We start from the raw sequence: 24,803 nt of genomic DNA, 5'->3' as shown, positions 1-24,803 counted from the left end.
TCTACGAAATAACCTGTTTAAACCGCGGCGGCCCCCGAGACGATCTCGGTGAGTTCCTGAGTAATGCTGGCCTGACGAGCTTTGTTGTATACCAACTGCAGCTCTTTAATCAGGCTGCCGCCATTGTCGGTCGCGGCTTTCATCGCCACCATACGGGCGGCCTGCTCGCTGGCCAGGTTTTCAACCACGCCCTGATAAACCTGAGATTCGACATAACGACGCAGCAGGGTATCCAGCAACGCCTTCGGATCGGGTTCGTACAGGTAATCCCAGGATTTATGTTTCAGATCATCATCATCTGACTCCGGTAACGGCAGCAGTTGGCTGATAGTCGGAACCTGAGACATGGTGTTAATAAATTTGTTGCTGACAATGTAAAGCTTGTCCAGACGGCCTTCGTCGTAGGCCTGCAACATCACTTTTACCGGACCGATCAGTTCGGACAGGGAAGGGTTATCCCCCATACCTGTAACCTGGGCAACAACATTGCCGCCCACGGAGTTGAAGAACGACACACCTTTCGAGCCGATCATTGCGAGGTCGCATTGAACGCCTTTGTCGGTCCAGGTCTTCATTTCCGCCAGCAGTTTTTTGAACAGGTTAATGTTCAAACCACCGCACAAACCACGGTCGGTCGACACCACCAGGTAGCCCACGCGTTTAACGTCGCGATCTTCCAGGTATGGGTGCTTATATTCCAGATTACCGTGTGCAAGGTGACCAATCACTTTGCGCATGGTTTCTGCATAAGGACGGCTGGCCGCCATGCGATCCTGCGATTTACGCATTTTGGAAGCGGCGACCATCTCCATCGCTTTAGTGATCTTTTGCGTGTTCTGGACGCTTGCGATCTTACTACGTATCTCTTTTGCGCCGGCCATGAGCTTCTCCTCAATGCCTTGCGGCCTGCCCTAAGGCAAGCCGCCAGACGTTACCAGGATTGGGTTGCTTTGAAGGAATCGAGGATGCCTTTCAGCTTGCCTTCGATTTCGTCGTTGTAGCCACCGGTCTGGTTGATCTCTTGCATCAACGGAGCGTGATCACGGTCGACGTAAGCCAGCAGAGCGGCTTCGAAGCTGCCGATTTTCGACAGTTCAACATCCGCCAGGTAACCACGTTCTGCTGCGAACAGAACCAGAGACTGCTGCGCAACGGACATCGGCGCATACTGTTTCTGTTTCAGCAGTTCGGTCACTTTCTGACCGTGGTCAAGCTGCTTACGCGTTGCATCGTCAAGGTCGGATGCAAACTGAGAGAACGCTGCCAGTTCACGATACTGCGCCAGAGCGGTACGGATACCACCGGACAGTTTTTTCATGATCTTGGTCTGTGCTGCCCCACCAACACGGGATACGGAGATACCCGGGTTAACCGCAGGACGAATACCGGCGTTGAACAGGTTGGTTTCCAGGAAGATCTGACCATCGGTAATAGAGATTACGTTGGTCGGAACGAACGCAGAAACGTCACCAGCCTGAGTTTCGATAATCGGCAGCGCGGTCAGAGAACCGGTTTTCCCTTTCACTTCACCTTTGGTGAAAGCTTCAACGTATTCGGCGTTAACACGCGCAGCACGCTCCAGCAGACGAGAGTGGAGGTAGAATACGTCACCCGGGAATGCTTCACGTCCTGGCGGACGACGGAGCAGCAGGGAGATCTGACGGTAAGCAACAGCCTGTTTAGACAGGTCATCGTAAATGATCAGCGCATCTTCACCACGGTCACGGAAGTATTCGCCCATTGCGCAACCCGCATACGGTGCCAGGTATTGCAGTGCAGCGGATTCAGACGCGGTTGCTACCACAACGATGGTGTTAGCCAGTGCGCCGTGCTCTTCCAGTTTACGTACCACGTTAGAAATGGTGGACGCTTTCTGACCGATAGCAACATAGATACATTTGATACCGGAATCGCGCTGGTTGATGATGGCATCGATAGCCAGTGCGGTTTTACCGGTCTGACGGTCACCGATGATCAATTCACGCTGACCACGACCGATTGGGATCATGGAGTCAACAGCTTTATAACCAGTCTGTACCGGCTGATCTACGGACTGACGTTCGATAACGCCCGGAGCGATAGCTTCTACAGCAGAGAAGCCGTCGTGATCCAGCGGACCTTTACCGTCGATTGGCGCACCCAGAGTGTTAACCACACGGCCCAGCAGGCCACGGCCAACCGGAACTTCCAGGATACGGCCAGTACACTTAACTTTCATGCCTTCGGCAAGGTCAGCGTACGGGCCCATAACAACCGCACCTACAGAGTCGTGCTCGAGGTTCAGTGCGATAGCGTAACGGTTACCCGGCAGGGAGATCATTTCACCCTGCATACAATCGGCCAGGCCGTGGATGCGGATAACACCGTCACTTACAGAAACAATAGTACCTTCGTTGTGAGCTTCACTCACAACATTGAACTGAGCAATGCGCTGCTTGATCAGTTCGCTGATTTCGGTGGAATTCAGTTGCATGCTCCAGTCCCCTTAAGACTGCAAGACGTCTGCAAGGCGCTCAAGACGACCGCGTACGCTGCCATCAATGACCATATCACCCGCTCGGATGATAACGCCTGCCATTACAGACTTATCGATTTTGCAATTCAGCTTAACTTTGCGTGACAGACGTTTTTCCATCGCAGCAGAAATTTTCGCGAGCTGTTGTTCACTCAGCGCGGCAGCGGAAATGACGTCTACCTCAGCGGTAGCCTCACTCACAGCACGCAGGTGAATAAACTGCTCCAGAACATCCGGGAGCGCGTTAAGACGACCATTTTCAGCCATAACCCGAATCAGGTTCTGACCGTTTTCGTCCAGTTGCTCACCACAAACTGCGATAAACGACCCGGCGAGCGTTTCTGGTGCCAGTGCACCAGACAGAAGCTCTGCCATCTGTTCGTTTTTGGTTACCTCGGCGGCAAACGCCAGCATGTCCTGCCAGCGTTCTACACTTTGGTGTTCGACGGCAAAGTCAAAAGCTGCTTTGGCGTAGGGGCGAGCTACCGTAATAAATTCAGACATCAGCCCCTCCCTCCTTACAGTTCAGCGACAAGTTTATCCACGATGTCGCTGTTAGCAGCTTCATCCACGGAACGTTCGATGATCTTCTCGGCGCCAGCAACAGCCAGGATAGCAACTTGCTTACGCAGCTCTTCACGGGCACGTTTACGCTCGGCTTCAATTTCCGCCTGCGCCTGAGCCACGATTTTAGTACGTTCCTGTTCTGCCTCAGCTTTAGCTTCGTCCAGAATCTGAGAGCGACGTTTGTTCGCCTGCTCGATGATTACCTGGGCTTCCGCTTTCGCTTTTTTCAGCTGGTCGGTCGCGCTGGCCTTTGCAAGGTCAAGGTCCTTGTGTGCTCGTTCTGCGGAAGCAAGACCGTCAGCAATTTCTTTTTGACGTTTTTCGATGGCAGCCATTAATGGCGGCCATACGTACTTCATGCAGAACAGAACGAACAGGACAAACGCGATGGCCTGGCCGAGGATTGTTGCGTTAAGATTCACAGCACAATGCCTCTATTTAGTTAACGTTCTGATATTGCTCTTTAAATAAAAGCAACGCTTACTACGCGACAGCGAACATCACGTACAGACCCAGACCTACAGCGATCATCGGGATAGCATCCACCAGACCCATAACGATAAAGAACTGAGTACGCAGCAGTGGAATCAGATCCGGTTGACGCGCTGCGCCTTCCAGGAATTTACCCCCGAGGATGCCGATACCGATCGCAGCACCGATTGCCGCCAGACCCATCATCACAGCGGCAGCCATGTACAGCAGATCCATATTCAGGTTTTCCATGACAGTCTCCAGTTTGTTTCAGTTAAAACGTAATAGTGTTGGTAAATTAATGTTCTTCAGACGCCATCGACAGATAGACGATCGTCAGAACCATGAAGATGAAGGCTTGCAGCGTAATAATCAGGATGTGGAAAATGGCCCACGGCACATTCAGGAACCACTGTGACCACCACGGCAACAGACCAGCAATCAGAATGAAAATCAGCTCACCCGCGTACATGTTACCGAACAGTCGCAAACCGAGTGAAACAGGTTTGGACAGCAGGCTTACCCCTTCAAGGATTAAGTTGACAGGAATGAACGCCCAGTGATTGAACGGCTGCAGCGTCAACTCTTTCGTGAAGCCGCCGATGCCTTTCATTTTGATGCTGTAGAACAGAATCAGGATAAATACGCCCAGTGCCATAGACAGCGTTACGTTCACGTCAGCAGACGGAACCACACGCAGAGCAGGCAGCCCCAGTACATGTTCAGCAATGTACGGCAGCAGATCGATAGGCAGTAAGTCCATCAGGTTCATCAGGAACACCCAGACAAAAATCGTCAGGGCCAGCGGAGCAATCAGCTTACTTTTGCCATGGTACATGTCTTTCACGCTACCATTAACAAAGCCGATTACCAGCTCAATCGCGGTCTGAAACTTACCTGGTACGCCGCTGGTTGCCTTTTTGGCTACGCTACGGAATAAAACCAGGAACAACAGACCCAGCACCACCGAGAAGAACATGGAGTCAATATTAATTGTCCAGAAGGTGGCTGGGGGGTTATGCGGATCCACCAGCGAGAATGTACGCAGGTCCAGCTGAAGGTTATTCAGGTGGTGTCCTATGTAATCCTGCGGCGTCATATTTTCTGAAGCCATGATGCCTTTTACCCTTTGTTGTTAATTACAGCCGGCGCCAGTATCTGAACCACCAGCACCAAAACCCACGTAACGATCAGCGGCAAGAATACCGCCTTTAAAACCGCCAACGCCACCACCAGTAACACCAACATTGCCAGAACTTTGAAAGCTTCGCCTAAAGCGAATGTCCAGGCTACCCGGCCTTTCGCTGGTGTATGCGCCTGGTGACGCCAGGCAAATATCATAAACAAAACGTTAGGCAGAAAGACTGCCAGGCCCCCGCTTAACGCAGAGACGCCCCAGAAGGGGTCTTTGAGGCTGAACAGCAATCCACTTGCTATCACCACCAGTAACTGAACGAGCAGAAGCTTCCGAGCAACGTTTCGACTCAAGAGCGACACAGACATCACGTTTTTCACTCCTGCTCCCTTCGAGGTATGCCGCGTGTCGTATAAAACTTTCTTTAAGGCTTAGAGTCAAGCATCAAAAAGCGGTCAAATTATACGGTGCGCCCCCGTGATTTCAAACAATAAGTAGCCAAAAGGTGAATAAATGTTTAAATATTTTTCCAGTGCATACAATTGCGACTTTTCTGCTAACCATGTCAGATCATGAAAAACTGTAAATAACGCGTAAACACTGGTGATAAAGCGTGCTTCAGATCACATATCGCGCATGTTCGCGCACAGCATATTTATTTACTTGGCAAATGATGCCATTGCAAGCTTCTGATATTTCAGTCTAAAAACAGATACTGTTTTCATAAATGACATTTACATAACAAAAACCAGCCATTGACATTCTTAATAATATTTTAACAGCAAGTTATGCTTCTTAGCGCCAATTTTTAGCCGGCTGATATTTTCACTAATGACTTATTTTCTGCTTATCAAAAAAAGCCACGTTACAGTATTGAATCAAAATCGTGAACGTGGCGTTAAATGTAACCAGTTATATCAGTAAAAAACCCGGTTGTTGTTAACAGTCAAACCGATTAATTTTTTATGATTTTTTTGATAAAAATTAAATTTTATTTGCTTTAATCACCACCAGATGACGTTCGCCATCCAGAGCCGGAACCTGAAGTTTAACCACTGATTCAACCTGATATTCTGCTGGTAGCAGGGCCATTTCATCTTCTGGCATTTGGCCTTTCAGCGCATAAAAACGACCTTGTTCACCAGGAAGATGATGGCACCAGCTCACCATATCGTTCAGAGAGGCAAAAGCACGGCTAATCACACCATCAAACGGTGGCTCTGACGGAAACTCTTCTACCCTACTCTGTACTGGCTCAATGTTCTCCAGTTTTAACTCATGTTGCACCTGACGAAGGAAGCGCACGCGTTTACCGAGGCTATCCAGCAACGTGAAGTGGGCCTCAGGACGCACAATAGAGAGTGGAATACCTGGCAGACCCGGTCCTGTACCGACATCGATAAAACGTTCACCTTGCAGATACGGTGCCACGACAATGCTGTCGAGAATATGGCGTACCAGCATCTCATTAGGATCGCGGACCGAAGTCAGGTTGTACGCCTTATTCCATTTATGCAGCATATTTACGTAGGCAATAAGCTGATTTTTCTGGTGATCGGTAAGCGAAATTCCTGCGTCTTTCAGCAGTGAAGAGAGTTTGTTGAGCACGGTGATTACCTGTTCTTGATGCGTTGCCCGGTAAGCGGGTGCTTACCAGGCATTTTTAATGCGTTATGCGCTACGACGCAGCATACCTTGTTTTTTCAGCCACACCAGCAGAATGGAGATGGCCGCAGGCGTGACGCCAGAAATACGCGAAGCCTGACCAATAGAGGCCGGTTTGTGATCGTTGAGTTTAGCGATCACTTCGTTAGACAGACCGGATACCTGGCGGTAATCCAGTGTCGCAGGCAGCAGTGTGTTCTCGTTACGCTGCTGTTTTTCGATCTCATCCTGTTGGCGCGCAATATAACCCTCATATTTAACCTGAATCTCAACCTGTTCCGCCGCCTGCTCGTCTGTCAACGCAGGGGCAAACGGCGTCAGCGAGGTTAATTTTTCATAGGTCATTTCCGGACGACGCAACAGATCTTCACCACTGGCTTCACGGGAAAGCGGCGCAGTCAGGTGAGCATTCACTTCGGCAGCAGCTTCCGCCGACGGGGTTACCCAAGTGGATTTCAGACGCTGACGCTCACGCTCGATATTTTCGAGTTTCTCGTTAAAGCGCGCCCAACGTTCATCGTCAACCAGCCCCAGCTCACGTCCGATTTCAGTCAGACGCAGGTCGGCGTTATCTTCGCGCAGCATCAGACGATATTCCGCACGAGAGGTAAACATACGATACGGTTCTTTAGTACCCAGTGTGCAGAGGTCATCTACCAGTACGCCGAGGTACGCCTGGGAGCGCGCCGGTGCCCAGCCTTCTTTGTCTGCAGACAGGCGAGCGGCGTTAAGACCGGCCAGCAAACCTTGCGCCGCCGCTTCTTCGTAACCTGTAGTGCCATTAATTTGACCGGCAAAGAACAGCCCCTGGATAAACTTGCTCTCCAGCGTAGGTTTCAGGTCACGCGGATCGAAGAAGTCATATTCAATGGCATAACCCGGACGCACGATCTTCGCGTTTTCCATCCCCTGCATGGAGCGGACGATTTGCATCTGCACATCGAACGGCAGGCTGGTGGAGATACCGTTCGGATAAATTTCGTTAGACGTTAACCCTTCTGGCTCAAGGAAGATCTGATGCTGGTTTCTGTCAGCAAAGCGCATGACTTTGTCTTCGATCGACGGACAGTAGCGTGGGCCGACACCTTCGATCACTCCGGCATACATCGGACTGCGATCGAGGTTACTGCGGATCACGTCATGCGTTTTTTCGTTGGTATGGGTGATGTAGCACGGCACCTGCTGTGGATGCTGGGCCGCATTGCCCATAAACGAGAACACCGGCATCGGGTTATCGCCATGCTGTTGTGCAAGGACGCTAAAGTCGATGGTACGCGCATCAATACGCGGCGGTGTCCCGGTTTTCAGACGACCAACACGCAGCGGAAGTTCACGTAAACGGCGCGAGAGCGGAATGGATGGAGGATCGCCAGCACGACCACCGCTGTAATTATCCAGACCGATATGAATCTTACCGTCAAGGAAAGTCCCGACAGTAAGAACGACAGCTTTGGCACGGAATTTCAGGCCCATTTGGGTAACAGCGCCGACCACGCGATCGTTTTCGACAATAAGATCTTCAACCGCCTGCTGGAAGATCATCAGGTTCGGTTGATTCTCCAAAGCAGTACGTACCGCTTGACGATAGAGCACGCGATCCGCCTGTGCCCGGGTAGCCCGAACCGCTGGCCCCTTGCTGGCGTTTAGTATCCTAAACTGAATACCTGCATGGTCGATCGCTTTTGCCATCAGACCGCCGAGTGCATCCACTTCTTTTACCAGATGTCCCTTCCCAATACCGCCGATCGCCGGGTTGCAGCTCATCTGCCCCAGAGTGTCGATATTGTGTGTCAAAAGCAGAGTCTGTTGACCCATACGCGCCGCGGCCATCGCTGCCTCGGTGCCTGCATGACCCCCGCCAATGATGATGACGTCAAAAGGATCCGGATAAAACATGGTGATTGCCTCGCATAACGCGGTATGAAAATGGATTGAAGCCCGGGCCGTGGATTCTACTCAACTTTGACGGCTTGAGAAAGACCTGGGAGCCTGAGTATTAAAAAGAAGATCTTTTTATTTAGAGATCTGTTCTATTGTGATCTCTTATTAGGATCGACCTGGTCTGTGGATAACAAGGATCTAGCTTTTTAGATCAATGACCTGCTGAGGATCATTAGCTGTGAATGATCGGTGATCCTGGTCAGTATAAGCTGGGATCAGAATGAGGAGTTATACACAACTCAAAAACTGAACAACAGTTGTTCTTTGGATAACTACCGGTTGATCCAAGCTTCCTACCAGAGTTATCCACAGTAGATCGCACGATCTGTATAGTTATTTGAGTAAATTAACCCACGATCCCAGCCATTCTTCTGCCGGATCTTCCGGAATGTCATGATCAAGGATGTTGATCTTCAGTGTTTCGCCAATCTGTTTCGCACCGGAATTTTTGAGTTCAGCATCGAGTTTATCGATAGCACCACAAAAAGTGTCGTATTCACGACTACCAATGCCGATTGCGCCAAAGCGTACCGCAGAAAGATCGGTTTTTTGTTCCAGCAATGCTTCATAGAAAGGAGAGAGGTTGTCCGGAATGTCTCCGGCACCGTGGGTAGAACTGATAACCAGCCAGATCCCAGAGGTAGATAACTCTTCTAACAACGGGCCGTGCAGCGTTTCGGTGGTAAAACCTGCCTCTTCCAGCTTTTCAGCCAGGTGTTCTGCCACATATTCGGCACCACCGAGGGTGCTGCCGCTGATAAGAGTAATATCTGCCATAAACCGCCACCTTTTTTAAGAGTGGCGTATTGTATGCTGTGAACGCTTTGGGATCTACCTGTGGAAAAGTATGGGATTAAAAAAGTCGATCATGGCTTGATAGTACGCATGATCGGGTTCTGCAGTACGATCAGAGTTTCAGTGGACTGAATTTCATCAATTGTTTGGATCTTGTTGATAAGTACATGCTGGAGAGCGTCGATCGAGCGGCACATTACCTTAATAAAGATGCTGTAGTGGCCGGTGGTGTAATAGGCTTCAGTTACTTCATCAAGGCTTTCCAGTTTTGCCAGCGCGGAAGGATAGTCTTTGGCGCTCTTCAATATAATGCCGATAAAGCAGCCTACGTCATAACCGAGCTGTTTCGGGCTAACATCAATCCGAGCACCAGTAATAATCCCTGCCTGCTTCATTTTCTCTACGCGAACGTGGATCGTTCCCGGACTGACGCCAAATTGTTTCGCCAGTTCGGCGTAAGCGGTACGCGCATTGCCCATTAATGCTTCCAGAATGCCGCGGTCCAGATTGTCGATTTGATAATTTTCCATAGATTTTTCTTATGAATATTAATGATTCAGTCTATTTTAGCCTTAATTTTTAATGAATCAAAAGTAAGCAAGGCTTTTTATTGAATGATTATTGCATGTGTGCCGGTTTTTGTTGCTTAATCATAAGCAACAGGACGCAGGAGTATAAAAAATGAAAACCGCTTACATTGCCAAACAACGTCAAATTAGCTTCGTGAAATCTCACTTTTCTCGTCAACTGGAAGAACGCTTAGGGCTGATTGAAGTCCAGGCGCCAATCCTTAGCCGTGTGGGGGATGGCACGCAGGATAACTTGTCGGGCTGTGAAAAAGCGGTGCAGGTAAAAGTGAAAGCGCTGCCTGACGCCCAGTTCGAAGTGGTTCATTCACTGGCGAAGTGGAAACGTCAGACATTAGGGCAACACGACTTCAGTGTGGGCGAAGGGCTTTACACGCACATGAAAGCCCTTCGCCCCGATGAAGACCGTCTTTCCCCGTTGCACTCGGTCTATGTTGATCAGTGGGATTGGGAACGCGTAATGGGCGACGGTGAGCGCCAATTCTCCACTCTGAAAAGCACGGTAGAGGCGATCTGGGCGGGAATTAAAGCGACCGAAGCCGCAGTTAGCAAAGAGTTTGGCTTGGCACCGTTCCTGCCGGATCAGATCCACTTTGTACATAGTCAGGAATTACTGTCCCGTTATCCGGATCTTGATGCCAAAGGGCGTGAGCGGGCGATTGCGAAAGATCTTGGCGCGGTATTCCTCGTCGGAATTGGCGGCAAGTTAAGCGATGGCCACCGCCACGACGTGCGCGCACCGGATTATGATGACTGGAGTACTCCTTCAGAGCTTGGATATGCGGGGTTGAACGGCGATATTCTGGTGTGGAACCCCGTACTGGAAGATGCGTTTGAGCTTTCTTCAATGGGTATCCGTGTGGATGCCGAGACGTTGAAACATCAACTGGCGCTGACCGGTGATGAAGATCGTCTGCAACTGGAGTGGCATCAGGCGCTGCTGCGCGGCGAAATGCCACAGACTATCGGCGGCGGTATCGGTCAGTCTCGTTTAACCATGTTGTTGCTGCAACTGCCACATATTGGGCAGGTTCAGTGCGGCGTATGGCCTGCGGCCGTTCGCGAGAGCGTCTCTTCTCTGTTGTAATGACTTATCGCCGCCAGCGTCTGAGCAGGCGGCTACGCATCCCGGTATCAAAGCGCCAGATATGATCGAAAATGCGCATGATGCCGGGTTTGCCGTGCGCCGACATCGCCACGGCATGAAAGCGATGCTGATGTACCCGCTGCAACTCTTTTACTTTACTCGTCACGTCGTCAGGCAACCGTTGGGCGATAAAATCAGAAATCACCACCGCATCGGCGTCAAACCATTCCCGGCTTTGCAAGCGCTCCATAATGGCGCGAAAACAACTGGCAAGATCGGTGCCGCCACGAAACTGCTGGCTTAAAAAACGGATCGCTTGCTCGATGCCTTGTGGGCCTGAAAGCTCATAACGGACGATCTCGGTGGAAAATAACATAATAAAGCAGCGCCTATTTTCAGCGAGGGCAATGCGCATCAAGGCCAGACAGAACGCTTTCGCGCACTGTTCATTAAAGCCGCCCATTGAGCCAGATGTATCTACGCAGACAATAAACGGCCCGTGCGGCTGTTCGTCATAATCTTTATGGACGACCGGACGTTCGATAACTTTTTCACGCCATGATTCACCGTGCAGGCGATAAGTGAGCAACTGTTTTTCCACCAGCCGACGGTAAAATTCATACTCCAGTTCAGTAATGCCCAGAGTCGCCAGTTCCGGCGGCAGAAGGCGTAAAATATCATCGCTTTGCTGCAAGCCATCAACCTGCTCAGGAACGGTCGCTGGTTCGCGTACCATTGTGCGGAAGGTTTCCATCTGCGCATCGTTGCGGGGGATCGATTTTGCTTCCCGTGAACGCCCTAACTGTTCTGCCAGACGTTTCAGCTCCGGCTGCTCGTTAAGAAATTCACCATATTTCACAATTAACTGATAGTCGCCGCGTTTGAGCTGACCGGCGCTCATATCCCACAGGCGACCGGCTGCGGTGTTGTTTTCCGCCAGAACCGGTTCAAGTTGACCGCTTAACGTCATGCGTTCCTGAACCTCGCTCAACAGTTGTTCACGTTCTTCTTCTAATAATTGTTGATTTAACGTCGTCGCTTGCACGATCAGACTTAAGCGCCAACGTTGGAGAAAAAGCGTGTGTAATGCTGGGGTGATCGTGCTGTTGGCATCAACCAACTGCCGGGCTTGTTCGGCCCATGGGGAATTTAGTCGATGCAGTAAGTCCAGGATCTGCGGTAACTGCACAATAAATTGCGGTGTGGAGAGAAGTTGGCTTTGCTGATAGCACATGACCTCTTCAGTGAGTTCCTGTGGGACGCGTGCATCTTTCAGCCGACTGCGCAGCGCCTCACGCCAGCGGGGAATATCATCAGTGATTGCCGCCTTCAGGCGTGGGAATTTTTCAAAGAAAACAGCCAGTTGTGGCGAGGCCAACAGCGTGATGATCATCTCTTCGATCAATCCCTCTTCGCTGACGGCCAGCATTACATTAAGCGTATCCAGTGTTAGCATTGTTGCGCCTGGCGAATCTGGGCACCGACATCCTGTAGGCTGGCTTCAATGCGACCTAACCAGTCGCTATGGATAAACAGACATTTTTGCTGTTCGCTGAATAAAACTTGTTGTTTACGCCAGTCACTTTCAAGCTCTTCCAGTTGTTGTTTTATTTCGCCAGGCAGGCCTTCTGCAGATGTGCCGGGGAGAGCCAGTGTCGTACCCTGCAAACTGACATCACGGACAACAAGATGTTGGGCGCTATCAACTTCCATATTCAGCTTCTGGGCAAAACCAATACCATTTAATTTGCCGCGAATTTCACCGCCTTTGTTCAGCCACTGTTCCAGTGCGCTACGCTCAAAAGCGATATGAACCACTTCCATATCATGCAGTTTTAATGGTTTTTGCAGCAGCAGGGTCAACGTGGAAGCGGTAACGTCGGCTGGAAGTTGATATTGTGGGCGACGGCTGAACATACCGCCCTGACGAATCACGGTAAAAGCCGTTTTATCGCTTTGTTGTTGCTGAAGTTGCAGGCGACGCTGCACAATCGCGCCCAGGCGAGTCAACATCCCTTGCTGTTGCCATGCGTGACCGGTCATCAATACATCAATTTGTTGTTGAATCAAATTCAGGCTTTGCGCGTCATACCACAGGCAATCTTTCAGCAAGATCAGATCAATCGGGGCAACCGCATTGCGACCGCTAAAAAAGGCGCTGGCCTGCAGTAAACGGATCGCTTTTTTCCAGCGGCGATCGGAAATATAGGGGGCATCCGGCAATTTATCCAGTTGTTGGCGCAGCATAAAAATCAGCTCAAATACATGATCGGGCAGCGTAATTTCACTAATCTCTTTCTGCCAGCGTTCATATTCCTCATCTGTAACCTGTAGAGAGGGAGGAACGGGATTGTCATTTTCATCCTGTTGGCTAGTCAACATGGAGCGGAAATTCGCTTTATCCTGCACTTTATCTAACCACAGACGAATCAGCATACGGTCATATAACGCTTCCAGGCTACTGTCTGCTTCCGGCAGTTCGTTGGAGGCCGCCACCAGCAAGCGCATAGGAATTTTTTCGACATGTGCACCGTTGCGGAAGTGGCGTTCATTAATAGCGGTCAGTAGGGTATTAAGAATCGCTGGCCCGGCTTTCCAGATCTCATCAAGAAAGACGATTTCTGCTTCCGGCAGGTAACCGGTGGTTAAACGCTCATAGCGGCCTTCATCTTTTAGCGCCTGAATGGAAAGCGGGCCAAAAACTTCTTCCGGGGTGGAGAAGCGGGTCATCAGATATTCAAACGCGCGAGCATTCTGAAAGGCGAATTTTAAACGCCGGGCAATCAGACTTTTGGCAATACCTGGCGGGCCGAGCAGGAATACGCTTTCGCCGCTTAATGCCGCTAACAAACACAAGCGGATGGCGTGGCTACGTTCATAAAGCCCCTTTTCCAGCGAACTGCTCAGGCGGGAAATTCTTTCCGCTAATAAATGAGGGTGAGCCATAATGAAGTGGCGTCCTTTCGTCAAAAGTTCTGCGTAAACTGCGAGTATAGACGTTTCTTGATGGTGGCAAAAATAGTCTCAAAGGAGGGCTATTTTTCTTTGAGCCAGGTTAATGTGACCGCATTTAGGAGTACGATTTTGCCGTTAATCGTGCATACTGAACGCTTTTTTGTGGGCCAAGGGACTACGCACACATTTCATATTTCAACGAAAGACTAGTCTATGAGCACTGATAATAAGCAATCGTTGCCCGCGATTACCCTCGCGGCGATTGGAGTTGTCTACGGCGATATTGGTACCAGCCCGTTATATACGCTTCGTGAATGTTTGTCCGGCCAGTTTGGTTTTGGCGTTGAACGCGATGCCGTGTTTGGCTTTTTATCGCTGATCTTCTGGCTGCTAATCTTTGTGGTTTCCATAAAATATCTCACCTTCGTGATGCGTGCAGATAACGCCGGTGAAGGGGGAATTCTGACGCTGATGTCGCTTGCCGGGCGCAATACGTCGGCGCGAACGACCTCAATTCTGGTGATTATGGGGCTAATAGGCGGCAGCTTTTTCTATGGTGAAGTTGTCATAACACCCGCCATTTCGGTAATGTCTGCCATCGAAGGTCTGGAAATCGTCGCCCCACAACTGGACACCTGGATTGTTCCCCTCTCAATCATCGTTCTCACGTTACTGTTTATGATTCAAAAACATGGCACTGCTATGGTCGGTAAGCTTTTTGCGCCGATTATGCTGACCTGGTTTTTGATTCTGGCAGCTCTTGGGTTACGTAGCATTATTGCCAATCCAGAAGTGTTGCATGCCTTAAACCCAATGTGGGCGGTGCATTTCTTCCTTGAATATAAAACCGTTTCCTTTATTGCGTTAGGCGCGGTGGTTCTGTCGATTACCGGTGTTGAGGCGCTGTACGCTGATATGGGGCACTTTGGTAAGTTCCCGATTCGCCTGGCATGGTTTACCGTCGTACTGCCTTCTTTAACCCTTAACTACTTCGGTCAGGGGGCGCTGCTGTTAAAGAACCCGGAAGCGATTAAAAACCCGTTTTTTCTGTTGGCACCGGACTGGGCGCTGATCCCGCTGCTGATCATCGCCGCACTGGCAACGGTCATTGCCTCGCAGGCGGTTATCTCTGGTGTCTTCTCATTGACGCGCCAGGCGGTACGTCTGGGCTATTTGTCTCCGATGCGCATTATTCACACTTCTGAAATGGAATCGGGGCAAATCTACATTCCATTTGTGAACTGGATGCTTTATGTCGCAGTCGTGATTGTGATAGTCAGCTTTGAGCACTCCAGTAACCTGGCGGCGGCATATGGGATTGCAGTTACCGGAACTATGGTACTGACGTCTATTCTTTCAACTACCGTGGCGCGCCAGAACTGGCACTGGAATAAGTATTTTGTTACGCTGATTCTGATTGCCTTCTTGTGTGTTGATATCCCACTGTTTACCGCTAACCTCGATAAACTGCTCTCCGGTGGCTGGTTGCCATTGAGCCTCGGTACGGTGATGTTTATCGTGATGACCACCTGGAAGAGTGAGCGTTTCCGCCTGCTGCGGCGGATGCATGAACATGGTAACTCTCTGGAGGCGATGATTGCTTCGCTGGAGAAATCACCGCCTGTTCGTGTGCCCGGAACTGCGGTGTATATGTCGCGCGCAATCAATGTCATTCCCTTTGCTCTAATGCATAACCTCAAACATAACAAGGTATTGCACGAGCGGGTTATTCTGTTAACTCTGCGTACTGAAGACGCGCCATATGTCCATAACGTCCGTCGGGTACAGATTGAACAACTGTCGCCTACTTTCTGGCGCGTGGTGGCAAGTTACGGCTGGCGGGAAACGCCAAACGTAGAAGAAGTTTTCCACCGCTGTGGTCTGGAAGGGTTAAGTTGTCGAATGATGGAAACGTCCTTCTTTATGTCACATGAATCACTGATCCTCGGCAAACGTCCGTGGTACTTACGTTTGCGCGGCAAGCTGTATTTGCTGTTGCAACGTAATGCGTTGCGCGCTCCGGATCAGTTTGAAATCCCACCAAACCGGGTTATCGAGTTGGGTACACAGGTCGAGATCTAACCCCAGACGCCTCCTTTCTCCATAAGGGGGCGTTTTTATTTTCATTGTTTGCTCTCGATATAAAACGTTTCGATGTTGATCACATTTCTGCAACGTCGCGATGGTTTTCCTTAATTAGACGGGATTAAACTGCGGGTCAGCGAAACGTTTCGCTGATGGAGAAAAAAATGAAAAAAGGCGCCGTTCTTAATTCAGGTATTTCGTCGGTGATCTCCCGCCTGGGGCATACCGATACGCTGGTGGTGTGTGATGCTGGTTTACCTATCCCCAAAAGTACAACGCGTATCGATATGGCATTAACCCAGGGCGTACCTTCTTTTATGCAGGTGCTGGGCGTCGTCACAAGTGAAATGCAGGTCGAGGCTGCCATTATCGCGGAAGAGATCAAACAACATAATCCGCAACTCCACGAAACGTTGCTCTCACATCTTGAGACGCTGCAAAAACACCAGGAAAATTTCATTGAAATTCGTTACATCACGCATGAACAATTCAAACAACAAACCGCAAACAGTCAGGCGGTAATTCGCAGCGGGGAGTGTTCCCCGTATGCGAATATCATTCTCTGTGCTGGCGTGACGTTCTGAGGCCGCCATGGAAGCATTACTACAGCTTAAAGGTATCGATAAAGCCTTCCCGGGCGTAAAAGCGCTTTCGGGAGCCGCGCTAAATGTCTATCCGGGTCGCGTGATGGCGCTGGTAGGTGAAAATGGCGCGGGTAAATCCACCATGATGAAAGTGCTTACCGGTATCTATACCCGTGATGCCGGTACGCTTTTATGGCTGGGCAAAGAAACGACGTTTACCGGGCCGAAATCTTCTCAGGAAGCTGGAATTGGCATTATCCACCAGGAACTGAATCTGATCCCGCAACTGACCATTGCGGAAAATATTTTCCTCGGCCGAGAGTTTGTGAATCGTTTTGGCAAAATTGACTGGAAAACCATGTATGCCGAAGCGGATAAATTGCTGGCTAAACTTAATCTGCGGTTTAAAAGCGACAAGCTGGTGGGCGATCTTTCCATCGGTGACCAGCAGATGGTTGAAATCGCGAAGGTATTAAGCTTTGAGTCGAAAGTTATCATTATGGATGAACCGACCGATGCGCTGACCGATACCGAAACCGAATCCCTGTTCCGCGTCATTCGCGAGCTGAAATTGCAAGGGCGCGGCGTTGTCTATATTTCCCACCGTATGAAAGAAATCTTCGAGATTTGTGATGACGTTACGGTTTTTCGTGACGGGCAATTTATTGCCGAGCGTGAAGTGGCATCACTAACCGAAGATTCGCTGATTGAGATGATGGTGGGCCGCAAACTGGAAGAACAATATCCACACCTGGAAAAAGCGCCGGGAGATATCCGTCTGAAAGTTGATAATCTCTGCGGACCTGGCGTTAACGATGTCTCTTTTACCCTACGTAAAGGTGAAATTCTCGGCGTCTCTGGTTTGATGGGCGCCGGCCGCACCGAACTGATGAAAGTGCTCTACGGCGCACTGCCGCGCACCAGCGGTTACGTCACTCTGGATGGGCATGAAGTTGTTACCCGTTCACCGCAGGATGGCCTGGCAAATGGCATTGTGTATATCTCCGAAGACCGCAAACGCGACGGTTTAGTGCTGGGCATGTCAGTAAAAGAGAACATGTCGCTAACTGCCCTGCGTTACTTCAGCCGTGCTGATGGCAGTCTGAAGCATGCCGATGAGCAACAGGCGGTGAGTGATTTTATTCGTCTGTTCAATGTGAAAACGCCGTCGATGGAACAGGCAATTGGTCTGCTTTCCGGTGGCAATCAGCAAAAAGTGGCGATTGCCCGCGGTCTGATGACGCGCCCGAAAGTGCTTATCCTTGATGAACCCACCCGTGGCGTGGATGTCGGTGCGAAAAAAGAGATTTATCAACTGATCAACCAGTTCAAAGCCGATGGTTTGAGCATCATTCTGGTGTCATCGGAAATGCCAGAAGTATTAGGCATGAGCGATCGCATCATCGTTATGCATGAAGGGCATCTCAGCGGGGAATTTACTCGTGAGCAGGCCACCCAGGAAGTGTTAATGGCTGCCGCTGTGGGCAAGCTTAATCGCGTGAATCAGGAGTAAAAAAATGACAACCCAGACTGTCTCTGGTCGCCGTTATTTCACGAAAGCGTGGCTGATGGAGCAGAAATCGCTTATCGCTCTGCTGGTGCTGATCGCGATTGTCTCGACGTTAAGTCCGAACTTTTTCACCGTTAATAACTTATTCAATATTCTCCAGCAAACCTCGGTTAACGCCATTATGGCGGTCGGCATGACGCTGGTGATCCTGACGTCGGGTATCGACCTGTCCGTCGGTTCTCTGCTGGCGCTAACTGGCGCAGTTGCTGCCTCCATCGTTGGCATTGAAGTTAACGCGTTGGTGGCTGTTGCTGCCGCACTGGCATTAGGAGCTGCAATTGGCGCGGTAACCGGGGTGATTGTAGCGAAAGGCCGCGTCCAGGCGTTTATCGCTACCCTGGTGATGATGCTTTTACTGCGTGGCGTGACGATGGTTTACACCAACGGTAGCCCGGTGAATACCGGCTTTACCGAGAACGCCGACCTGTTTGGCTGGTTTGGTATTGGTCGTCCGCTGGGCGTACCGACGCCTGTGTGGATCATGGGTATTGTCTTCCTCGCGGCCTGGTACATGCTGCATCACACGCGTCTGGGGCGTTACATCTACGCGCTGGGTGGCAACGAAGCGGCAACGCGTCTTTCTGGTATCAATGTCAATAGAATCAAAATCATCGTCTACTCTCTTTGTGGATTGCTGGCATCGCTGGCTGGGATCATTGAAGTAGCGCGTCTTTCCTCTGCGCAACCGACGGCGGGGACTGGCTACGAGCTGGATGCCATTGCCGCGGTGGTTCTGGGTGGTACGAGTCTGGCAGGCGGAAAAGGTCGCATTGTTGGGACATTGATCGGCGCATTAATTCTTGGCTTCCTTAATAATGGTTTGAATTTGTTAGGTGTTTCCTCCTATTACCAGATGATCGTCAAAGCGGTGGTGATTTTGCTGGCGGTGCTGGTAGACAACAAAAAGCAGTAATAACGACTACAGGACATCTTGAATATGAACATGAAAAAACTGGCTACCCTGGTTTCTGCTGTTGCGTTAAGCGCCACCGTCAGTGCGAATGCAATGGCAAAAGATACCATTGCGCTGGTGGTTTCCACGCTCAATAACCCGTTCTTTGTATCGCTGAAAGATGGCGCGCAGAAAGAGGCGGATAAACTCGGCTATAACCTGGTGGTGCTGGACTCCCAGAACAACCCGGCAAAAGAACTGGCGAATGTGCAGGACTTAACTGTTCGCGGCACCAAAATTCTGCTGATTAACCCGACCGACTCCGACGCGGTAGGTAACGCCGTGAAGATGGCCAACCAGGCGAACATCCCGGTAATCACTCTTGACCGCCAGGCAACGAAAGGCGACGTTGTTAGCCACATTGCTTCCGATAACGTACTGGGCGGCAAAATTGCCGGTGATTACATCGCGAAGAAAGCAGGTGAAGGGGCGAAAGTTATCGAATTGCAGGGCATCGCCGGTACATCCGCTGCTCGCGAACGTGGCGAAGGCTTCCAGCAGGCCGTTGCAGCTCACAAATTTAACGTTCTCGCCAGCCAGCCAGCAGACTTCGACCGTACCAAAGGTCTGAACGTGATGCAGAACTTGCTGACGGCGCACCCGGATGTGCAGGCTGTATTCGCGCAGAACGATGAAATGGCGCTGGGCGCACTGCGCGCTCTGCAAACTGCCGGTAAATCGGATGTGATGGTTGTCGGATTTGACGGTACGCCGGATGGCGAAAAAGCGGTTAATGATGGCAAACTAGCAGCGACTATCGCTCAGTTACCCGATCAGATTGGCGCGAAAGGCGTCGAAACCGCCGATAAAGTGCTGAAAGGCGAGAAAGTTCAGGCTAAGTATCCGGTTGATCTGAAACTGGTTGTTAAGCAGTAGTCTTTAATCAGGTTTTATAACCTGATGGTGGCATAAATACGGCATCGACAGATGAACGTGTAATATAAAGAAAAGCAGGGCACGCGCTACCCTAACCCGGTGGCGCATTTTATGGACATCCCGAATATGCAAAATGCAGGCAGCCTCGTTGTTCTTGGCAGCATTAATGCTGACCATATCCTTAATCTTCAATCTTTTCCTACTCCAGGCGAAACCGTAACCGGTAACCACTATCAGGTCGCATTCGGCGGTAAAGGCGCGAATCAGGCTGTGGCCGCAGGGCGTAGTGGCGCGAATATTGCGTTCATTGCCTGCACAGGGGATGACAGCATTGGTGAGAGTGTTCGTCAGCAACTCGCCACTGATAATATTGATATTTCTCCGGTCAGCGTGATCAAGGGCGAATCGACAGGCGTAGCGCTGATTTTTGTTAATGCCGAAGGCGAGAACGTTATCGGCATTCATGCCGGGGCTAACGCAGCCCTTTCCCCAACGCTGGTGGAAGCGCAACGTGAGCGTATTGCCAACGCGTCGGCATTATTAATGCAGTTGGAATCACCACTCGAAAGTGTGATGGCAGCGGCGAAAATCGCCCATCAAAATAAAACTATCGTTGCACTTAACCCGGCTCCGGCTCGTGAACTTCCTGACGAATTGCTGGCGCTGGTGGACATCATCACGCCAAACGAAACGGAAGCAGAAAAGCTCACCGGTATTCGTGTTGAAAATGATGAAGATGCGGCGAAAGCTGCGCAGATACTACATGAGAAAGGTATTCGTACTGTACTGATTACCTTAGGGAGCCGTGGCGTGTGGGCCAGTGTGAATGGCGAAGGTCAGCGCGTACCTGGATTCCGGGTTCAGGCTGTTGATACTATTGCTGCCGGAGATACTTTTAATGGCGCGTTAATCACGGCGTTGCTGGAAGAAAAAACATTGCCTGAGGCGATTCGTTTTGCCCATGCTGCCGCTGCGATTGCTGTGACACGTAAAGGTGCACAACCTTCCGTTCCCTGGCGTGAAGAGATCGATACCTTCTTAGACAGGCAGAGGTGACGCTTGGCTACAATGAAAGATGTTGCCCGTCTGGCGGGCGTTTCTACATCGACAGTTTCTCACGTCATCAATAAAGATCGCTTCGTCAGCGAAGCGATTACCGCCAAAGTTGAAGCGGCGATTAAAGAACTCAATTACGCGCCATCAGCTCTGGCACGTAGTCTCAAGCTTAATCAAACACATACTATTGGCATGTTGATCACTGCCAGTACCAATCCTTTCTATTCTGAACTGGTGCGTGGCGTTGAACGCAGTTGCTTTGAACGCGGTTATAGCCTTGTTCTCTGCAATACCGAAGGCGATGAGCAGCGAATGAATCGCAATCTGGAAACGTTGATGCAAAAACGTGTCGATGGTTTGCTATTACTCTGTACTGAAACACACCAGCCTTCGCGTGAGATCATGCAACGCTATCCAACAATTCCTACCGTGATGATGGACTGGGCGCCGTTCGATGGCGACAGCGATCTCATTCAGGATAACTCGTTTCTGGGGGGGGATTTAGCGACGCAATATCTGATCGACAAAGGCTATACCCGTATTGCCTGTATTACCGGCCCGCTGGATAAAACGCCTGCACGTTTGCGGCTGGAAGGTTACCGGGCGGCAATGGATCGTGCTGGACTGGAAGTTCCTGATGGCTATGAAGTGACAGGCGATTTTGAATTTAACGGCGGGTTTGACGCGATGCAGCAGTTATTATCGCATCCGTTACGTCCCCAGGCTGTGTTTACTGGAAATGACGCGATGGCGGTCGGTGTGTACCAGGCGTTATACCAGGCTGGGTTACATGTTCCGCAGGACATCGCGGTGATTGGTTATGACGATATTGAACTGGCACGTTATATGACGCCACCGCTCACCACAATTCATCAACCGAAAGATGAACTGGGAGAGCTGGCAATTGATGTACTTATCCACCGGATGGCTCAACCAACCTTACAGCAACAACGATTACAACTCACCCCGATTCTGATGGAGCGCGGTTCTGCTTAGATTTCAAGCAAAATATTGCCGCCGTTAACGTATAATTGATAATGGCCGATTGCATGGCAAGGGGTGAGCGATTGAGGCTATGAGCGATAGCGGGGAAGGAAGTATTCAGAATGGCGGCATCGAGAGTCTGCATAAAGAAGGTCATTGCCGCAATCCACAATAAACTCGCCATACCACGCTTTTTATCGCTCATTCAGTGTTTCGTTAGGCTGTCTCACTTCTCGAGGGGAAGTAGCAGTGCCTGACAAGCTTTGAAAGCTGCGTTGCCATCACTATGGATTATCGCATCAACGATCGCCTGGTGCTGATCCAGTTTTATTACAGTGTTGCTGGTTATCGATGTAAAGTAGGTGTGATAAACCGAATGAAATAACGAGGCGAAAGAGGTCAAAAACGGGTTAGCACTCATTTTATAAATGTGTTCATGCCAGGCCATATCAACCTCAACCCAACGTTCCCGGCGGAAATTTTCTTTTAATGCCACCATTTCGGCCATCAGCGTATTAAGATGTGCCTTCTGTTCTGCGGTGCCCATCGTTGCTGCCAGTAAGCAGGCTTGCGGTTCCAGACAGATACGCATAACCAGAAAATGATCAATAACTTGATGAAAGTTATCTTCCGTCATCCACCAGGTAAGCAACTCTTGATCAAGAAAGTTCCAGTTGGATTGCGGCATGACACGCGTACCAATTCGTGGACGTGGCAAAACCATTCCTTTTGCCGTTAACGTCTTGACCGCTTCGCGTACCGCAGTACGGCTCACTCCAAATTGCTCACCCAGCTCAATTTCACCAGGCAGAATGGTGCCGGGTGCGTATTCACCTTTTAAGATCCGTTGCGCCAGCTTCTCAGCTAGAACATACGAAAGGTTTTTCTGTGCAGCTAACTGTTGTGCGCTTAATGGCATACTCATCTTCCTTATTCTTTTTTTCATCCTTAGTATGCCACCAGGAAGTGTGATTGCGGTTGCAAAAACGGCAAATTGCTTGTTTTATGGCGCATTAACAGGTGTTTTGATGAAAAAACACGCATTCGGAAAATTATTTTAAATTTCCTCTTGTCAGGCCGGAATAACTCCCTATAATGCGCCACCACTGACACGGAACAACGGCAAACAAGCCGCCGGGTCAGCGGGGTTCTCCTGAGAACTTCGACAGAGAAAAGCGAAAAAATGCTTGACTCTGTAGCGGGAAAGCGTATTATGCACACCCCGCGCCGCTGAGAAAAAGCGAAGCGGCACTGCTCTTTAACAATTTATCAGACAATCTGTGTGGGCACTCGAAGATACGGATTCTTAACGTCGCAAGACGCTAAATGAATACCAAGTCTCAAGAGTGAACACGTAATTCATTACGAAGTTTAATTCTTTGAGCATCAAACTTTTAAATTGAAGAGTTTGATCATGGCTCAGATTGAACGCTGGCGGCAGGCCTAACACATGCAAGTCGAACGGTAACAGAAAGAAGCTTGCTTCTTTGCTGACGAGTGGCGGACGGGTGAGTAATGTCTGGGAAACTGCCCGATGGAGGGGGATAACTACTGGAAACGGTAGCTAATACCGCATAACGTCGCAAGACCAAAGAGGGGGACCTTCGGGCCTCTTGCCATCGGATGTGCCCAGATGGGATTAGCTAGTAGGCGGGGTAACGGCCCACCTAGGCGACGATCTCTAGCTGGTCTGAGAGGATGACCAGCCACACTGGAACTGAGACACGGTCCAGACTCCTACGGGAGGCAGCAGTGGGGAATATTGCACAATGGGCGCAAGCCTGATGCAGCCATGCCGCGTGTATGAAGAAGGCCTTCGGGTTGTAAAGTACTTTCAGCTGGGAGGAAGGGAGTAAAGTTAATACCTTTGCTCATTGACGTTACCCGCAGAAGAAGCACCGGCTAACTCCGTGCCAGCAGCCGCGGTAATACGGAGGGTGCAAGCGTTAATCGGAATTACTGGGCGTAAAGCGCACGCAGGCGGTTTGTTAAGTCAGATGTGAAATCCCCGGGCTCAACCTGGGAACTGCATCTGATACTGGCAAGCTTGAGTCTCGTAGAGGGGGGTAGAATTCCAGGTGTAGCGGTGAAATGCGTAGAGATCTGGAGGAATACCGGTGGCGAAGGCGGCCCCCTGGACGAAGACTGACGCTCAGGTGCGAAAGCGTGGGGAGCAAACAGGATTAGATACCCTGGTAGTCCACGCCGTAAACGATGTCGACTTGGAGGTTGTGCCCTTGAGGCGTGGCTTCCGGAGCTAACGCGTTAAGTCGACCGCCTGGGGAGTACGGCCGCAAGGTTAAAACTCAAATGAATTGACGGGGGCCCGCACAAGCGGTGGAGCATGTGGTTTAATTCGATGCAACGCGAAGAACCTTACCTGGTCTTGACATCCACAGAACATTCCAGAGATGGGATGGTGCCTTCGGGAACTGTGAGACAGGTGCTGCATGGCTGTCGTCAGCTCGTGTTGTGAAATGTTGGGTTAAGTCCCGCAACGAGCGCAACCCTTATCCTTTGTTGCCAGCGGTCCGGCCGGGAACTCAAAGGAGACTGCCAGTGATAAACTGGAGGAAGGTGGGGATGACGTCAAGTCATCATGGCCCTTACGACCAGGGCTACACACGTGCTACAATGGCGCATACAAAGAGAAGCGACCTCGCGAGAGCAAGCGGACCTCATAAAGTGCGTCGTAGTCCGGATTGGAGTCTGCAACTCGACTCCATGAAGTCGGAATCGCTAGTAATCGTGGATCAGAATGCCACGGTGAATACGTTCCCGGGCCTTGTACACACCGCCCGTCACACCATGGGAGTGGGTTGCAAAAGAAGTAGGTAGCTTAACCTTCGGGAGGGCGCTTACCACTTTGTGATTCATGACTGGGGTGAAGTCGTAACAAGGTAACCGTAGGGGAACCTGCGGTTGGATCACCTCCTTACCTTAAAGAAGCGTTCTTTGAAGTGCTCACACAGATTGTC

Annotated in this window: 22 protein-coding genes, 1 rRNA gene and 1 pseudogene; 9 read left to right on the top strand and 15 right to left on the bottom strand. The window is 50.4% G+C overall.

Annotation, left to right across the window (positions count from 1 at the left end; translation table 11 throughout):
* Positions 1–17 precede the first annotated feature (17 nt).
* From atpG to asnC, 11 genes are all read right to left on the bottom strand, one after another.
* Complete coding sequence (atpG, locus tag C1192_RS16895) at positions 18–881, bottom strand: F0F1 ATP synthase subunit gamma (RefSeq protein WP_038355415.1); 864 nt, start codon at positions 879–881, stop codon at positions 18–20.
* 50 nt (positions 882–931) lie between these two features.
* Complete coding sequence (atpA, locus tag C1192_RS16890) at positions 932–2,473, bottom strand: F0F1 ATP synthase subunit alpha (protein ID WP_038355416.1); 1,542 nt, start codon at positions 2,471–2,473, stop codon at positions 932–934.
* Between the two features lie 12 nt (positions 2,474–2,485).
* A complete protein-coding gene (atpH, locus tag C1192_RS16885; protein ID WP_001288591.1) occupies positions 2,486–3,019 on the bottom strand; it encodes a F0F1 ATP synthase subunit delta in 534 nt (177 codons plus the stop codon).
* 14 nt (positions 3,020–3,033) lie between these two features.
* Entirely contained in the window at positions 3,034–3,504 is a 471-nt protein-coding gene (gene atpF, locus C1192_RS16880; protein ID WP_001052219.1) for a F0F1 ATP synthase subunit B, read from the bottom strand.
* A 61-nt stretch (positions 3,505–3,565) separates the two neighbouring features.
* Positions 3,566–3,805, bottom strand: a complete 240-nt coding sequence (atpE, locus tag C1192_RS16875) for a F0F1 ATP synthase subunit C (RefSeq protein WP_000429386.1) — start codon at positions 3,803–3,805, stop codon at positions 3,566–3,568.
* 46 nt (positions 3,806–3,851) lie between these two features.
* A complete protein-coding gene (gene atpB, locus C1192_RS16870; protein ID WP_038355417.1) occupies positions 3,852–4,667 on the bottom strand; it encodes a F0F1 ATP synthase subunit A in 816 nt (271 codons plus the stop codon).
* An 8-nt stretch (positions 4,668–4,675) separates the two neighbouring features.
* The gene (gene atpI / locus C1192_RS16865; RefSeq protein WP_000116664.1) at positions 4,676–5,056 is read right to left on the bottom strand and encodes a F0F1 ATP synthase subunit I; all 381 of its coding nucleotides are present in this window, start codon (positions 5,054–5,056) and stop codon (positions 4,676–4,678) included.
* A gap of 616 nt (positions 5,057–5,672) precedes the next feature.
* Positions 5,673–6,296 (bottom strand): 16S rRNA (guanine(527)-N(7))-methyltransferase RsmG, encoded by a 624-nt coding sequence (rsmG, locus tag C1192_RS16860; RefSeq protein ID WP_000932858.1) that lies wholly within the window; start codon positions 6,294–6,296, stop codon positions 5,673–5,675.
* Between the two features lie 63 nt (positions 6,297–6,359).
* The gene (gene mnmG / locus C1192_RS16855; RefSeq protein WP_001517417.1) at positions 6,360–8,249 is read right to left on the bottom strand and encodes a tRNA uridine-5-carboxymethylaminomethyl(34) synthesis enzyme MnmG; all 1,890 of its coding nucleotides are present in this window, start codon (positions 8,247–8,249) and stop codon (positions 6,360–6,362) included.
* 378 nt (positions 8,250–8,627) lie between these two features.
* Positions 8,628–9,071 carry an FMN-binding protein MioC gene (gene mioC / locus C1192_RS16850; RefSeq protein ID WP_000763754.1) on the bottom strand — a complete coding sequence of 148 codons (444 nt, stop codon included), beginning with the start codon at positions 9,069–9,071 and terminating at the stop codon, positions 8,628–8,630.
* Between the two features lie 89 nt (positions 9,072–9,160).
* The gene (gene asnC, locus C1192_RS16845) at positions 9,161–9,619 is read right to left on the bottom strand and encodes a transcriptional regulator AsnC (RefSeq protein ID WP_000433019.1); all 459 of its coding nucleotides are present in this window, start codon (positions 9,617–9,619) and stop codon (positions 9,161–9,163) included.
* Between the two features lie 151 nt (positions 9,620–9,770).
* Here asnC and asnA point away from each other — a divergent pair, with 151 nt between their 5' ends.
* Complete coding sequence (asnA, locus tag C1192_RS16840) at positions 9,771–10,763, top strand: aspartate--ammonia ligase (RefSeq protein ID WP_000845139.1); 993 nt, start codon at positions 9,771–9,773, stop codon at positions 10,761–10,763.
* A gap of 4 nt (positions 10,764–10,767) precedes the next feature.
* On the opposite strand, the gene viaA is transcribed toward asnA, so the two are convergent.
* Together viaA and ravA are read right to left on the bottom strand one after the other, a co-directional pair.
* Complete coding sequence (viaA, locus tag C1192_RS16835) at positions 10,768–12,219, bottom strand: ATPase RavA stimulator ViaA (protein WP_038355418.1); 1,452 nt, start codon at positions 12,217–12,219, stop codon at positions 10,768–10,770.
* Positions 12,213–13,709 (bottom strand): ATPase RavA, encoded by a 1,497-nt coding sequence (gene ravA, locus C1192_RS16830; RefSeq protein ID WP_010377977.1) that lies wholly within the window; start codon positions 13,707–13,709, stop codon positions 12,213–12,215. Before ravA ends, viaA begins: the two co-directional genes overlap by 7 nt.
* Before the next feature lie 222 nt (positions 13,710–13,931).
* Here ravA and kup point away from each other — a divergent pair, with 222 nt between their 5' ends.
* The 7 genes from kup (at position 13,932) to rbsR (ending at position 21,837) form a co-directional block, all read left to right on the top strand.
* On the top strand, positions 13,932–15,800 hold the full coding sequence (kup, locus tag C1192_RS16825) for a low affinity potassium transporter Kup (RefSeq protein WP_038355419.1): 1,869 nt from the start codon (positions 13,932–13,934) through the stop codon (positions 15,798–15,800).
* 167 nt (positions 15,801–15,967) lie between these two features.
* Positions 15,968–16,387 carry a D-ribose pyranase gene (rbsD, locus tag C1192_RS16820; protein ID WP_038355420.1) on the top strand — a complete coding sequence of 140 codons (420 nt, stop codon included), beginning with the start codon at positions 15,968–15,970 and terminating at the stop codon, positions 16,385–16,387.
* Positions 16,388–16,394: 7 nt separating this feature from the next.
* On the top strand, positions 16,395–17,900 hold the full coding sequence (gene rbsA / locus C1192_RS16815; protein WP_000387763.1) for a ribose ABC transporter ATP-binding protein RbsA: 1,506 nt from the start codon (positions 16,395–16,397) through the stop codon (positions 17,898–17,900).
* 4 nt (positions 17,901–17,904) lie between these two features.
* Complete coding sequence (gene rbsC / locus C1192_RS16810; protein WP_000211871.1) at positions 17,905–18,870, top strand: ribose ABC transporter permease; 966 nt, start codon at positions 17,905–17,907, stop codon at positions 18,868–18,870.
* A gap of 24 nt (positions 18,871–18,894) precedes the next feature.
* Positions 18,895–19,785: a ribose ABC transporter substrate-binding protein RbsB gene (gene rbsB, locus C1192_RS16805; RefSeq protein WP_001056270.1), complete on the top strand. Its 891-nt coding sequence runs from the start codon at positions 18,895–18,897 to the stop codon at positions 19,783–19,785.
* Between the two features lie 126 nt (positions 19,786–19,911).
* Positions 19,912–20,841, top strand: a complete 930-nt coding sequence (rbsK, locus tag C1192_RS16800) for a ribokinase (protein WP_001517412.1) — start codon at positions 19,912–19,914, stop codon at positions 20,839–20,841.
* 3 nt (positions 20,842–20,844) lie between these two features.
* Positions 20,845–21,837 (top strand): ribose operon transcriptional repressor RbsR, encoded by a 993-nt coding sequence (gene rbsR / locus C1192_RS16795; protein WP_000224458.1) that lies wholly within the window; start codon positions 20,845–20,847, stop codon positions 21,835–21,837.
* Positions 21,838–21,850: 13 nt separating this feature from the next.
* On the opposite strand, the pseudogene C1192_RS16790 reads toward rbsR, so the two are convergent.
* Positions 21,851–22,030 (bottom strand): annotated as a pseudogene (locus C1192_RS16790) (MFS transporter); the annotation flags it as partial.
* A gap of 21 nt (positions 22,031–22,051) precedes the next feature.
* Complete coding sequence (locus C1192_RS16785) at positions 22,052–22,744, bottom strand: FadR/GntR family transcriptional regulator (protein WP_001131156.1); 693 nt, start codon at positions 22,742–22,744, stop codon at positions 22,052–22,054.
* A gap of 477 nt (positions 22,745–23,221) precedes the next feature.
* On the opposite strand from C1192_RS16785, the gene C1192_RS16780 reads away from it, so the two are divergent.
* Positions 23,222–24,763, top strand: a 16S ribosomal RNA gene (locus C1192_RS16780).
* The last annotated feature ends 40 nt before the right edge of the window (positions 24,764–24,803 follow it).

It is taken from the genome of Escherichia marmotae, assembly GCF_002900365.1.
GTDB classification, from domain to species: Bacteria; Pseudomonadota; Gammaproteobacteria; order Enterobacterales; family Enterobacteriaceae; genus Escherichia; species Escherichia marmotae.
Note: the sequence above shows the minus strand (reverse complement) of the source record. Positions and strands in the feature narration are given on the sequence as shown.

Coding starts and splice junctions, on each gene's coding strand:
- atpG (WP_038355415.1), bottom strand. CDS start 881: ATGGCCGGCGCAAAAGAGATACGTAGTAAGATCGCAAGCGTCCAGAAC.
- atpA (WP_038355416.1), bottom strand. CDS start 2,473: ATGCAACTGAATTCCACCGAAATCAGCGAACTGATCAAGCAGCGCATT.
- atpH (WP_001288591.1), bottom strand. CDS start 3,019: ATGTCTGAATTTATTACGGTAGCTCGCCCCTACGCCAAAGCAGCTTTT.
- atpE (WP_000429386.1), bottom strand. CDS start 3,805: ATGGAAAACCTGAATATGGATCTGCTGTACATGGCTGCCGCTGTGATG.
- atpB (WP_038355417.1), bottom strand. CDS start 4,667: ATGGCTTCAGAAAATATGACGCCGCAGGATTACATAGGACACCACCTG.
- atpI (WP_000116664.1), bottom strand. CDS start 5,056: ATGTCTGTGTCGCTCTTGAGTCGAAACGTTGCTCGGAAGCTTCTGCTC.
- mnmG (WP_001517417.1), bottom strand. CDS start 8,249: ATGTTTTATCCGGATCCTTTTGACGTCATCATCATTGGCGGGGGTCAT.
- mioC (WP_000763754.1), bottom strand. CDS start 9,071: ATGGCAGATATTACTCTTATCAGCGGCAGCACCCTCGGTGGTGCCGAA.
- asnC (WP_000433019.1), bottom strand. CDS start 9,619: ATGGAAAATTATCAAATCGACAATCTGGACCGCGGCATTCTGGAAGCA.
- asnA (WP_000845139.1), top strand. CDS start 9,771: ATGAAAACCGCTTACATTGCCAAACAACGTCAAATTAGCTTCGTGAAA.
- viaA (WP_038355418.1), bottom strand. CDS start 12,219: ATGCTAACACTGGATACGCTTAATGTAATGCTGGCCGTCAGCGAAGAG.
- ravA (WP_010377977.1), bottom strand. CDS start 13,709: ATGGCTCACCCTCATTTATTAGCGGAAAGAATTTCCCGCCTGAGCAGT.
- kup (WP_038355419.1), top strand. CDS start 13,932: ATGAGCACTGATAATAAGCAATCGTTGCCCGCGATTACCCTCGCGGCG.
- rbsD (WP_038355420.1), top strand. CDS start 15,968: ATGAAAAAAGGCGCCGTTCTTAATTCAGGTATTTCGTCGGTGATCTCC.
- rbsA (WP_000387763.1), top strand. CDS start 16,395: ATGGAAGCATTACTACAGCTTAAAGGTATCGATAAAGCCTTCCCGGGC.
- rbsC (WP_000211871.1), top strand. CDS start 17,905: ATGACAACCCAGACTGTCTCTGGTCGCCGTTATTTCACGAAAGCGTGG.
- rbsB (WP_001056270.1), top strand. CDS start 18,895: ATGAACATGAAAAAACTGGCTACCCTGGTTTCTGCTGTTGCGTTAAGC.
- rbsK (WP_001517412.1), top strand. CDS start 19,912: ATGCAAAATGCAGGCAGCCTCGTTGTTCTTGGCAGCATTAATGCTGAC.
- C1192_RS16785 (WP_001131156.1), bottom strand. CDS start 22,744: ATGCCATTAAGCGCACAACAGTTAGCTGCACAGAAAAACCTTTCGTAT.